An 11,288-nucleotide genomic window follows, 5' to 3' on the forward strand; every position below is an offset into this window, starting at 1 on the left:
ACCACCACCTCCAGCGCGGCGCAGGCACCCGCCGGGGCTGCCGCGCCGGCAACCTCGCCGGGCGCGGCCACGGCATCGCCGGCCGGCGCGAACGCGCCCAGTCCCTTCGGCCCGACGCGCACCGTCAAGTCGAGGGACGGCCGCTTCGACGGCGAGATCGTCGGCAGCTTCGCGCCCGGGAGCCGCTTCGCGAAGCTGCAGATCGGCATGACCTTAGAAGAGGTCACGGCCCTCATCGGCGCGCCCGACAACATGGTCCGGCACGAGACCGGCAAGCGCTGGATCCCGTTCTACTACGGCAACGACTCGCAGCGGCTGCAGGTGCTCTACCGGCGCGAGGGCTGCCTGACCTTCACCGGCGGCAACGTCTTCGGCGGCGGCGGCAACGAGCTGGTCCGCATCACCGCGACGCAGCGCCAGGACTGCCTGAGCTGATGGACGACGAACCCGCCGACGCCGGCGCGCCCGAGCGGCCGTCGCTGATCGACTATCCGTCGGCCTTTCCGATCAAGGTGATGGGCATGAACGTCGACGGCTTCGTGCACGCCGTGACCGAGATCGCCCGCCGCTTCGACCCCGCCTTCGATGCCTCAACGGTCGAGCTGCGCCCGAGCAGCGGTTCGAAGTACCTCGGGGTGACCGTGACCGTGACCGCGACCAGCCGCGAGCAACTCGACGAGCTGTACCGGACGCTGTCGACGCATCCGATGGTGCGGGTGGTCCTCTGAGCCGCGGCGGCGGCCGGGCGCGATGATCGTCAGGCGCCTGGGCACCGTCGCGCACGACCTCGCCTTCGAGGCCATGCGCGCCTTCACTGGCGCGCGCGGCGCCGGCACCGAAGACGAGCTCTGGCTGTGCGAGCACCCGCCGGTGTTCACCCAGGGCATCGCCGGCCGCGCCGAGCACGTCCGCGACGCCGGCCCGATCCCGATCGTCGCCACCGACCGCGGCGGCCAGGTGACGTACCACGGGCCCGGCCAGGTCGTCGCCTACCCGCTGGTCGACCTTCGCCGGCTCGGCATCTACGTCAAGGAGTACGTCTTCCGGCTCGAGCAGTCGATCCTGAAGACGCTCGAGGCCGTCGGGGTGACGGGGCACCGGGTGCGCGGCGAGCCCGGCATCTACGTCCGCCTCGCCGACCCGTTCAGCCACGCCGGCCTGCCCCCGGTCGACGTGGCCGATCCGTTCGCCGGGCTGGGCAAGATCGCCGCCGTCGGCGTCAAGGTCAGCCGCCACTGCGCCTACCACGGCCTCGCGCTGAACGTGGCCATGGACCTTCGCCCCTTCGAGCGCATCGACCCGTGCGGGCACGCCGGGCTGCGCACGGTCGACCTTTCTACAATCGGGGTCCAGGCCACGCCGGACGACGTCGCGGCCACGCTCGGCGACAAGCTCGCCGCCTACCTGAGCCCCCGATGATCCCTTCGCCGACGAACGACGCCGCGACCGCCGAGCCGAAGCCTTACGACGCCGGCGTCAAGCAGAAGGCCGAAGCGAAGACCTCGCGGATCCCCATCCGCATCGTGCCGGCCGGCGAGGTTCTGAAGAAGCCCGACTGGATCCGCGTCAAGGCCGGCTCGGCGAGCTCGCGCTTCTACGAGATCAAGCAGATCCTGCGCGAGCACCGCCTGCACACGGTGTGCGAGGAAGCGTCGTGCCCGAACATCGGCGAGTGCTTCGGCAAGGGCACGGCGACCTTCATGATCATGGGCGACAAGTGCACGCGGCGCTGCCCGTTCTGCGACGTCGGGCACGGCCGGCCCGACCCGCTCGACGCCGACGAGCCCCTGAACCTGGCCCGGACCATCGCGGCGCTGAAGCTGAAGTACGTCGTCATCACCAGCGTCGACCGCGACGACCTGCGCGACGGCGGCGCGGCGCACTTCGTCGCCTGCATCGAGAAGACGCGCGAGCTCTCGCCCCGGACCCGAATCGAGATCCTGACGCCCGACTTCCGCGGCCGCATGGACCGCGCCCTCGAGATCCTCAAGGCGGCGCCCCCGGATGTGATGAACCACAACCTGGAGACCGCGCCCCGCCTCTACAAGCAAGCCCGGCCCGGCTCCGACTACGCCTGGTCGCTCGACCTGCTCAGGCGCTTCAAGGAGTTCGCGCCCGACGTGCCCACGAAGAGCGGCGTGATGGTCGGCCTCGGCGAGACCGACGACGAGATCCTGCAGGTCATGCGCGACATGCGCGCGCACGGCATCGACATGCTGACGATCGGCCAGTACCTGGCGCCGAGCAGCCACCACCTGCCGGTGCGCCGCTACGTGCACCCGGACACCTTCCGCATGTTCGAGGCCGAGGCGAAGGCGATGGGCTTCACGCACGCCGCCGTCGGCGCGCTCGTGCGCTCGAGCTACCACGCCGACGAGCAGGCGCACGCCGCCGGCGTCGACGGGGCGCTCGCCACCGGCGCCGCCTGAGTGGCCCTCGGCACGGTCACCGCCGAGCCGGATTTCGCCTGCGGCAACTGCCACCAGCCCATGCAGCGCCTGGTACTGCCAGGCCACTATGCAAGCCGTGTCGAGATCGACCTGTGCCCGCACTGCGACCTGGTCTGGTTCGACTTCACCGAGACCGCGCAGGTCACCGGCCCGGCTTTGCTCGACCTCATCGGAACGATGGCGAAGTCGCAGACGCTGCCGCACGAGATGCTGCACGCGAAGGCGGCCTGCCCGCGCTGCGACGGGCCGGTGAAGATCGTCCACAACCAGTCGCGCTGGGGCCGCTCCACGCAGCTGCAGTGCGAGAAGCGGCACGGCGCCTACCAGACGTTCGCGCAGTTCCTCGGCGAGAAGGGGCTGCTCCGCCCGATGTCGCGCATCGACCGGGCCCGCCTGGTCCGCGACCGCGGCCACATCGACTGCGTCAACTGCGGCGCGCGCATCGACGCCGCCGACGAGACCTGCCACTTCTGCCGCTCGGTGCCCAGCCTGCTCGACGTCGCCCGGCTGGCCCGCGCGCTCGACCCGCACGAGATGCTCGAGCCGCACGCCGCGCACGCGACGCCGACCCGGCAGCAGGCGATGCAATGCGCGGCCTGCGGCGTCGCCCTGCCGCAGGGCGAAACGGTGAGCTGTTCGCAATGCGGCGCGACGCTGGCGATCACCCGCCTCGCCGAGGCGCACGCCAGCGTCGAGGCGCTCGCCCCGGCGTTGCGGGCGGCGGCCGAGCGACCGCCGGCCAAGGTCGTGCAACGCCGCCTGGAGGCGCTCGCCGGCGATCTGCCGCGCCGGCGCGAGTGGGTCGCGGGCATGGAGGCCGGGGCGCGCGAGCGTCGCGGTCATGGCGAAGAGCCCTTCGAATGGTCGTCGCTGTGGAAACGGCGCACGAACCCGGTTCGGGCGGTCCTGCTGGCCCTGGTCGTTTGGTTCGTCTGGTCGCGCTGGGGCTGATGGCGTCGGCCTCGGCCAGCTCGACGCAGCGGCGCCCGTGACGGCAACCCTGTTCGCGCTCGGCGCGATCGCCCTCTGGGCCACCCTGGCCGCGCTCGGCGTGGCGCTCGCCCATGTGCCGCCGTTCCTGCTCACCGGCCTGGCCCTGGTCATCGGCAGCGTGCCGGCGTGGCCGCTGGCGCGCCAATGGCGCGTCCCCGCGTCGACCCTGTTGCTCGGCGTGTACGGCCTGTTCGGCTTCCACTTCCTGCTCTTCCTCGCCCTGCGCCACGCGCCGCCGATCGAAGCCAACCTGGTCAACTATCTCTGGCCGCTGCTGATCGTGGTGCTGGCCCCGGCCCTCCTGCCGGCCGTGCGGCTGCGCGCCGTCCATGTGCTGGCGGCGCTGGCCGGCTTAGCCGGCGCCGCGCTCGCGATCCTCGGCGGCCGCGATGTCTCCGGCACGCTGGCCTGGGGCTACCTGCCGGCCCTGGGCTCGGCCTTCATCTGGGCCAGCTACTCGCTGCTCACGAGGCGCGTGCCGCACTTCTCGACCGCTGCGATCGGCCTGTTCGGTCTGGTGTCCGGCGTGCTGGCGCTCGCCTGCCACGCGTGGCTGGAGCCGGCGGCGAGCCTGTCGGCACGCGACTGGGTGCTGCTGGCGATCACCGGGCTGGGCCCGCTCGGCGCCGCCTTCTTCCTCTGGGACGCGGCCCTCAAGCGCGGCGACCCGCTGCGCATCGGCATCCTCAGCTACCTGACGCCGCTCGCGTCGACCCTCCTGCTGGCCGCCAGCACCGATCGTCCGCTGACGGCGTGGATCGGCGTCGCGGCGGTGCTGATCGTCGGCTCTGCCGTGGTCGGGATGCGGGCGCGCTGATCGCTCCGGCAAATCGCGACAATCCAGCTCCGGCACCAGCCGATTCAGGAGCTTCGATGCAACGACGACGTGTGACCGCCCTTCTTGCCGCAACGACGTGCCTCGCGCCCGCGTTTCTCTCGGCGGCGGAAGTGAGCGAGGCGGACGCCGCCTCCGGCCTGCGCGCCGCGCTCGAGCGGGGCGCGTCGGCCGCGGTTTCGCTGCTGGGCCGAGAGGACGGCTTTCTCGGCAACCCGAAGGTGCGCATCCCGCTTCCCAAGTTCCTCGAGGACGGGGCCAAGCTGCTCAAGTTCACCGGCCAGCACAAGCGCGTCGACGAGCTCGTCACGGCCATGAACCGCGCTGCCGAGGCGGCCGTGCCGGAAGCGAAAGGCCTGCTCCTCGCGGCCGTGAAGTCGATGAGCGTCGGCGACGCGCGCCGCATCGTCGGCGGCGGCGACGACTCCGTGACGCGCTTCTTTGCCGACAAGACACGGGCGCCCCTGGGCGAGCGCTTCCTGCCCATCGTCACGCGCGAGACGCAGCGCGTGGATCTCGCGGCGCGCTTCAACGCGGTCGCCGGCAAGGCCGCCAACATGGGGCTCGTCAAGGGCGACGACGCCAACATCGAGCGCTACGTGACGCGCAAGGCGCTAGACGGCCTCTATCTGATCATCGGCGAGGAAGAGCGCAAGATCCGTCAGGACCCGATCGGCACCGGCAGCGCGATCCTCGCGAAGGTGTTCGGGCGCTGAGGCCCGGCGCGTCAGAGGCTGCGCGACAGCTCGAACATCAGCGCCGCCGGCAGCGAGCTGGCGATCACGTCGCGCCCGATCCGGGCCATCTTGGCGCCGTTGGTTCCCGACATCTCGAAGGTCGAGCCCTGCTCGAGGATCTCGATGAAGACGAAGTCCGGCACCTCGGCCAGGATCTCGTCGCGGAAGTGGGTGAAGCGGCCGCCCTTCTGGATCGACTCGACGACGATCGCGTGCGGCAGGCCTTCGCGGCAGAAGCTCGCCGCTTCGTCGATCGAGCTGACGAAGTCCACCAGCATGCTCATGTTGCGCAGCGCATCGCGGATGAGGAGCCGCATCTCGCGCCGGGAGGCGACCACGAGCACGTGGCTGCCGGCCAGGGCCTTCGAGTTGCCCGACTGGCTGGAGCTGTCGTCGATCTCGGTTGCCGACAGTCCCTCCATCTCCTCGCCCGCGGTCTGCGGGAACTCGATGACCAGGGTCGTCACGCCGTCCTCGTCCTTGCGGTCGACGACCAGGTTCATGGTCCACGAGGTCTGCTCGATCAGCCGCCAGGTCAGCGAGTCGAGGCGGGGCGGCACCGCCGTGGTGACGCTGTCGTCGACCTGGTCGGCCGGCCGGTGCGCGAAGCGGCAGGTCAGACGCGCGTGCACGGGCCATGTCTTGAAGTCGACGTTGAAGGCGATGTGCGCGTGGGCGTTGGCCAAGGCCCAGTCGAGGATGGCATTGAGCAGGCTGAAGAGCAGCGAGCCGTCGACGATGACGCGTGCCGATCTGAGTTGCGGCTTCAGCGCAATGCCGCGCGCCTGAGTCTCGCGGCTGCGCAAGGTGAGGACGCTCTTCAGCACCTCCTCGAGTTGCAGCACCTCGTGCGACTGGCGCACGCGTCCGGTGGCGAAGCGCGTCAGCTGCTGGCCGATCATGCCGGCCTGGCGTGCCTGCTCGACCTCGTCGCGCAGCGCGCGCAGGCCGGCCCGGTCGATCTGTCCGGTCGACGTGAGAAGGTGGATGCGCTCGAGGGCCGCCGTCAGCGGCTCCGCGATCTCAACGCCGACCTGCGACACCAGCTCGTGCCACCGCTGGTCCCCGTCGGGCGTGGCGGGGCGGCGAGGAGCGGAGACGCTGGCGGCTTGCGGGCTGGGCGGCATGACGGTGTTCTTCTCGGCGCGGGGGAAGAACCCCTGCTTGGTCGGTCGGGAAGTGTCCGGCGCGGCCATGGCGGGCGCCAGTCGGCCGGTCCGCCGCCAGGGACCCTTCGATCAGAAAGGGGCGGAATGTGACAACTTGTTCACTGTTTGCGCCCTTCAGTTCCTCAGATCGCGCCCACCTCACGCAGCGCCCGGATCGCCGCCGTGTCGAATCCGTACTCGGCAAGGACTCCTTCGGTGTCCTCGCCCAGGAGCGGCGGCGACCGGCGGTACTGCACCGGTGTCGCCGACAGCTTGATCGGGCTGGCGACCAGGCGCACGCTGCCGGCGAGCGGGTGCGCCACGTCGACCGCCATGCCCCGGGCCAGTACCTGCGGGTCGGCGAAGACATCGGCCAGGTCGTTGATCGGCCCGCACGGCACCTTGGCGGCGTCGAGCGCGGCCAGCCAGTCGGAACGTGTCCTCCGCTTGAGGTGCTCGGCGAGGAGGGGCACGAGCACCCCACGGTTGCGCACCCGGCCGGCGTTGCGCGCGAAGCGCGGGTCCTCGGGCAGATTCGGGCAGCCGGCGACCCGGCAGAAGCGAGCGAACTGGGCGTCGTTGCCGACGGCGAGGATCAGGTGTCCGTCGGCAACCGCGAACACCTGGTAGGGAACGATGTTCTGGTGCGCATTGCCGGCCCGCTCGGGCGCCACGCCCGTGGCGAGATAGCCGGCGCCCAGGTTGGCCAGCATGGCCACCTGGGTGTCGAGCAGGGCCATGTCGATCGCCTGGCCCAGCCCGGTCAGGTCGCGGTGGCGCAGCGCGGCCAGGATCGCCGTCGCCGCGTACATGCCTGTGAAGAGGTCGGCCACCGCCACGCCGACCTTCTGCGGCCCGCCGCCGGGCGCCTCGTCGGCGATCTCGGCGCGTGACGGCCCGGTCACGCTCATCAGCCCGCCGCGGCCCTGGATGGCGTAGTCGTAGCCTGCCTGCTCGCGATACGGCCCGGTCTGGCCGTAGCCCGTGATCGAGCAGTAGACGAGACGCGGATTCAACGCCAGCAGCGAGGCCGCGTCGAGGCCATGCCGGGCCATGTCGCCGACCTTGAAGTTCTCGATCAGGACGTCGGCGCGGCGGGCCATGGTGCGCACCAGGTCGGCGCCCTGAGGATTCGCAAGGTCGATGGTGACCGAACGCTTGTTGCGATTGGCGCCCAGGTAGTAGGCCGCTTCCGCCGTTTCCCGGCCTTGGCTGTCTTTCAGGAACGGCGGCCCCCAGCCGCGTGTGTCGTCGCCCCCGGGCTGTCCGTCGCCGGGCGGCCGCTCGATCTTGACGACGTCGGCGCCGAGGTCCGCGAGCGTCTGCGTGCACCACGGACCGGCGAGCACCCGGGTGAGGTCGAGCACTTTCAGGCCGGCGAGGGCCTGCGGCGTCGTCGGCGTCCGGCCGGTCGAGTCGCCGGCAGCGGGGGCGGCAGGGGGCGGGCGGCTGTCCTTCACGCGTGGATTGTCGGCGAGCGCCCCGCCGCAGCCTCGACATCGTTGGCGAGTGGCGGCCACGGCCTCGATAATGGGCCGATGACGTCCCCCGCTCGCCGACCCCGCGATCGTCGGGCCAGGGTGATGGTGTCGATCGTCGCTCTCGTGCTCGCCGGCTGCTTTCCGGCCTTCGACTGGCGCGAGTCGCGCCCCGAAGGCAGCGGCGCGGCCCTGCTGTTTCCCTGCCGTCCGGACCGCCACGAGCGCAGCGTCCAGGTCGCGGCGACCGCATTGCGCATGCAGCTGCATTCGTGCAAGGCGGCAGATTTCACCTTTTCGCTGTCGGTGCTCGACGCCGCCGGACCGCTCGAGGTCGCGCCGCTGCTGGTGGCCTTGCGGCAGCAGGCCATCGGCAACGTCGACGGCAGGGCCGCCGTGCTGCAGCCGCCGGCCATTCCCGGCGCGACGCCGAACGCGGAGAGCCGGTTCCTCCGCATCGAGGGCCGCTACCCGGAAGGGCGCCGTGTCGTCGTCCACGCCGCCTTCTTCGTTAAGGGCCTCAGGATCTACCAGGCGACGGTGGTCGGCCCGGGCGAATGGCCCCGCGGCGAATCGCTCGAGACCTTCTTCGATGCCATCCGCCTCGCCTAGCCTCCCGCCGATGCGGCCCGGAACTCACCAATAATCCGCCGCCATGCCGGGACTGCTGATCATCGCCCACGCACCGCTCGCCACGTCGCTGAAGGCCGTCGCCGAGCACGCTTATCCCGACTGCGCGGCGCAGCTGGCCGTGCTCGATGTGCAGCCCGACACCCCGATCGAGGAGGTCGAGGCCGAGGCAAGGCGCCTGCTTCAGACGGTGCGCAGTCCCGAGGCCCTGATCCTGACCGACGTCTTCGGCGCGACGCCCTGCAATATCGCCCAGCGCGTCGCCGACGGGGTGCAGGTCAAGGTGGTTGCCGGCGTCAACGTGCCGATGCTGTGGCGGACCCTCTGCTACGCCGACGAGCCTCTCGATGCGGTGCTGGCCCGCGCCGTCGCGGGTGCGACCCAGGGTGTCATGCAGGTGGCCACCTCACGGCCCCAGAACCAGACGCTGAAGGCGCGAACCAGTGATCAGATCGACCATCAGGATCAGTAACAAGCTGGGCCTGCCCGCGCGTGCATCGGCCCAGCTGACGAAGCTCGCCGGCGGCTTCAAGAGCGAGGTGTTCATGAGCCGAAACGGCCGCCGCGTCAATGCCAAGAGCATCATGGGCGTGATGATGCTGGCGGCCGGCGTTGGCTCCGAAGTCGAGGTCGAGAGCGAGGGCGAGGACGAGGAGACCGCCATGCGCGCGATCACTGCCCTTTTCGAGGACAAGTTCGGCGAGGGGCAGTAGCCGCTCTCCTTGCGGGGGCCGGACCCGATGCAGGACGGCCATGGCCGCTGCTAGGATCGATCGCATGAGTTTCCAGCTCTTCGGCTTGCCCGTATCGAAGGGCATCGCGATCGGCCGGGCCGTGCTGGTCGCTTCGAGCCGGATCGACGTCGCCCACTACTACGTGCGCGCCGGCGAGGTCGAGGCCGAGATCGAACGTCTGCGCAGCGCCCGCGACCTGGTCGCCGGCGAACTCGCTGCGATGCAGCGCGACCTGCCGCTTGATGCCCCCGCGGAGCTGTCGGCGCTGCTCGACGTGCACCTGATGCTGCTCCATGACGACACCCTGTCCGGAGCCACCAAGCAGTGGATCCACGAGCGCCACTACAACGCCGAATGGGCCTTGTCGGCACAGCTCGAGGTCCTGGCGCGCCAGTTCGACGAGATGGAGGACGAGTACCTGCGCGAGCGCAAGGCCGATCTCGAGCAGGTCGTCGAGCGGATGCTGGGTGTCCTGGCCCGCGGCGAGGATGGCGCCTCGCCCGTGGCCGCGCACCGCACCCTGGCGGTGGCCGGCGGCGACCCGCTTGTCCTGGTGGCGAGCGACATCTCGCCGGCCGACATGCTGCAGTTCAAGGGCGGCGTCTTCCTGGGCTTCGTGACGGACGTCGGCGGCCGCACCTCGCATACGGCGATCGTCGCCCGCAGCATGGACATTCCGGCGGTGGTGGGGGCCCGTGAGGCGAGCCGGCTGATCCGTCAGGACGATTGGCTCGTCATCGACGGCGAAACCGGGACCGTGCTCGTCGACCCGCCGCCTTCGGTGATCGAGGAGTACCGGACGATCAAGCGCGAGCGCGAGCGCAGCCGGGCCCGGCTGGCGCGCCTGCGCCATCTCCCGGCGGTGACGCTCGACGGCCAGCCCGTCGAGCTGCTGGCGAACATCGAGCGTCCCGAAGACGCGGCGCTGGCCCTGAAGGCAGGGGCCGTCGGCATCGGTCTGTTCCGCAGCGAGTTCCTGTTCATGAACCGCGACGGCGAGCTGCCGGGCGAGGACGAGCAGTTCGAAGCCTATCGAATGGCCGTCGTTGCGATGCGCGGCATGCCCGTGACCATACGAACGGTCGACATCGGCGCCGACAAGGCCCTCGACCGCATGTCGGCCCACGAGCTCAGGCACGAGCACGCACTCAACCCGGCCCTCGGCCTGCGCGCCATCCGCTGGAGCCTGTCGGAACCGGCCATGTTCAGGCAGCAGCTGCGCGCCATCCTTCGCGCCAGCGCATTTGGTCCGGTTCGCATCCTGATTCCCATGGTGGCGCACCTGAACGAGATCCTGCATACGCTGAACGCGCTGGCCCGGGCCCGCCATCAGCTCGACGACGCCGGACGCGCTTACGGCCCCGTCGAGGTCGGGGCGATGGTCGAGGTCCCGGCGGCCATGCTGATGCTGTCGTCGTTCCTGCGCCACCTCGATTTCGTCTCCGTCGGCACCAACGACCTGATCCAGTACACGCTCGCGATCGATCGCGCCGACGAATCCGTGGCGCATCTCTACAACCCGTGGCACCCCGCGGTGCTTCGACTCGTGGCGCAGAGCATCGCCACGGCCCGGCATGCCGGCAAGAGCGTGAGCGTCTGCGGGGAAATGGCGGGCGATCCGGCCTTCGCCGAACTTCTTCTTGGCATGGGCCTGCGAAGCTTTTCCATGCACCCATCCCAGATCGTCGCCGTCAAGCAGCGAGTGCTCGCCGCTGACACTCGTCAGTGGTCAGGGTGGCTGGAACGGGTGCTGGAAGCGGACGAGCCGGAGCGGGAGTGCGGGGCCTTGGTCGCGGCTCTGTCGTCGTCGGCGGCGAACGCTTCGCACGCCACGGCCACGGCGCTATAATTTTGTCCGTTTCCTATCTTCGGATGGGCTGTCGACCGGCTCCGCCGGCGCATCGATCCCGACGTGATCGACCCAGAGGCTTGACAGGGGTCATCGGAACGTGCCAGAATCGTGGTCTTCGCTGATAGCTGCTTTGTCTGCTTCAGCTGCGCTCTTCGGGGTGCTTGCTCTTTAAAAACTAACAGCCGATAAGTGTGGGCGTTCGAGGCCGAGTGCCTTGGTCGAAAGACCAAGGTCTGATGGACCTTAAACGCTCATGAAGTGAAGTTCACTTCAATTCATTGAGTAGATAAATCAAGATCGAACTGAAGAGTTTGATCCTGGCTCAGATTGAACGCTGGCGGCATGCCTTACACATGCAAGTCGAACGGCAGCACGGGAGCAATCCTGGTGGCGAGTGGCGAACGGGTGAGTAATACATCGGAACGTGCCCA

The 11,288-nt window shown here is 70.0% G+C and carries 13 protein-coding genes and 1 rRNA gene; 12 read left to right on the top strand and 2 right to left on the bottom strand.

Annotated elements, in window-relative coordinates:
- The 7 genes from AC30N0_RS07585 to AC30N0_RS07615 all read left to right on the top strand — a co-directional run.
- A partial coding sequence (locus tag AC30N0_RS07585; protein ID WP_489517320.1) for a hypothetical protein occupies nt 1-435 on the top strand: 435 nt, incomplete at its 5' end.
- A complete protein-coding gene (locus AC30N0_RS07590) occupies nt 435-728 on the top strand; it encodes a YbeD family protein (protein ID WP_489517321.1) in 294 nt (97 codons plus the stop codon). The genes AC30N0_RS07585 and AC30N0_RS07590, both read left to right, overlap by 1 nt.
- 22 nt (nt 729-750) lie before the next feature.
- A complete protein-coding gene (gene lipB / locus AC30N0_RS07595; protein WP_489517322.1) occupies nt 751-1,419 on the top strand; it encodes a lipoyl(octanoyl) transferase LipB in 669 nt (222 codons plus the stop codon).
- Nucleotides 1,416-2,429, top strand: a complete 1,014-nt coding sequence (lipA, locus tag AC30N0_RS07600) for a lipoyl synthase (protein WP_489517323.1) — start codon at nt 1,416-1,418, stop codon at nt 2,427-2,429. Before lipB ends, lipA begins: the two co-directional genes overlap by 4 nt.
- The gene (locus AC30N0_RS07605; protein ID WP_489517324.1) at nt 2,430-3,401 is read left to right on the top strand and encodes a TFIIB-type zinc ribbon-containing protein; all 972 of its coding nucleotides are present in this window, start codon (nt 2,430-2,432) and stop codon (nt 3,399-3,401) included.
- A 37-nt stretch (nt 3,402-3,438) separates the two neighbouring features.
- Entirely contained in the window at nt 3,439-4,260 is an 822-nt protein-coding gene (locus AC30N0_RS07610) for a DMT family transporter (protein ID WP_489517325.1), read from the top strand.
- A 56-nt stretch (nt 4,261-4,316) separates the two neighbouring features.
- Complete coding sequence (locus AC30N0_RS07615; RefSeq protein WP_489517326.1) at nt 4,317-4,994, top strand: DUF4197 domain-containing protein; 678 nt, start codon at nt 4,317-4,319, stop codon at nt 4,992-4,994.
- Between the two features lie 11 nt (nt 4,995-5,005).
- Here the strand turns inward: AC30N0_RS07615 and AC30N0_RS07620 are convergent, their stop codons facing one another.
- Nucleotides 5,006-6,211: a hypothetical protein gene (locus AC30N0_RS07620; RefSeq protein ID WP_489517327.1), complete on the bottom strand. Its 1,206-nt coding sequence runs from the start codon at nt 6,209-6,211 to the stop codon at nt 5,006-5,008.
- Between the two features lie 95 nt (nt 6,212-6,306).
- Nucleotides 6,307-7,536 carry a CaiB/BaiF CoA transferase family protein gene (locus tag AC30N0_RS07625; RefSeq protein WP_489517332.1) on the bottom strand — a complete coding sequence of 410 codons (1,230 nt, stop codon included), beginning with the start codon at nt 7,534-7,536 and terminating at the stop codon, nt 6,307-6,309.
- A 165-nt stretch (nt 7,537-7,701) separates the two neighbouring features.
- Here AC30N0_RS07625 and AC30N0_RS07630 point away from each other — a divergent pair, with 165 nt between their 5' ends.
- From AC30N0_RS07630 to AC30N0_RS07650, 5 genes are all read left to right on the top strand, one after another.
- Complete coding sequence (locus tag AC30N0_RS07630) at nt 7,702-8,253, top strand: hypothetical protein (protein ID WP_489517328.1); 552 nt, start codon at nt 7,702-7,704, stop codon at nt 8,251-8,253.
- 43 nt (nt 8,254-8,296) lie between these two features.
- Entirely contained in the window at nt 8,297-8,743 is a 447-nt protein-coding gene (locus AC30N0_RS07635) for a PTS sugar transporter subunit IIA (RefSeq protein WP_489517329.1), read from the top strand.
- Nucleotides 8,715-8,984: an HPr family phosphocarrier protein gene (locus AC30N0_RS07640; RefSeq protein WP_489517330.1), complete on the top strand. Its 270-nt coding sequence runs from the start codon at nt 8,715-8,717 to the stop codon at nt 8,982-8,984. Before AC30N0_RS07635 ends, AC30N0_RS07640 begins: the two co-directional genes overlap by 29 nt.
- Nucleotides 8,985-9,048: 64 nt before the next feature.
- Nucleotides 9,049-10,854 carry a phosphoenolpyruvate--protein phosphotransferase gene (gene ptsP / locus AC30N0_RS07645; protein ID WP_489517331.1) on the top strand — a complete coding sequence of 602 codons (1,806 nt, stop codon included), beginning with the start codon at nt 9,049-9,051 and terminating at the stop codon, nt 10,852-10,854.
- A 302-nt stretch (nt 10,855-11,156) separates the two neighbouring features.
- Nucleotides 11,157-11,288: ribosomal RNA gene (locus AC30N0_RS07650) — 16S ribosomal RNA — on the top strand; the annotation flags it as partial.

This window comes from Rhizobacter sp. (assembly GCF_031412495.1).
GTDB lineage: Bacteria > Pseudomonadota > Gammaproteobacteria > Burkholderiales > Burkholderiaceae_C > Schlegelella_A.

Bases quoted from the DNA above. Each gene is read 5' to 3' on its own strand.
- AC30N0_RS07590 (WP_489517321.1), top strand. From the start codon at position 435: ATGGACGACGAACCCGCCGACGCCGGCGCGCCCGAGCGGCCGTCGCTG.
- lipB (WP_489517322.1), top strand. From the start codon at position 751: ATGATCGTCAGGCGCCTGGGCACCGTCGCGCACGACCTCGCCTTCGAG.
- lipA (WP_489517323.1), top strand. From the start codon at position 1,416: ATGATCCCTTCGCCGACGAACGACGCCGCGACCGCCGAGCCGAAGCCT.
- AC30N0_RS07615 (WP_489517326.1), top strand. From the start codon at position 4,317: ATGCAACGACGACGTGTGACCGCCCTTCTTGCCGCAACGACGTGCCTC.
- AC30N0_RS07620 (WP_489517327.1), bottom strand. From the start codon at position 6,211: ATGGCCGCGCCGGACACTTCCCGACCGACCAAGCAGGGGTTCTTCCCC.
- AC30N0_RS07630 (WP_489517328.1), top strand. From the start codon at position 7,702: ATGACGTCCCCCGCTCGCCGACCCCGCGATCGTCGGGCCAGGGTGATG.
- AC30N0_RS07635 (WP_489517329.1), top strand. From the start codon at position 8,297: ATGCCGGGACTGCTGATCATCGCCCACGCACCGCTCGCCACGTCGCTG.
- ptsP (WP_489517331.1), top strand. From the start codon at position 9,049: ATGAGTTTCCAGCTCTTCGGCTTGCCCGTATCGAAGGGCATCGCGATC.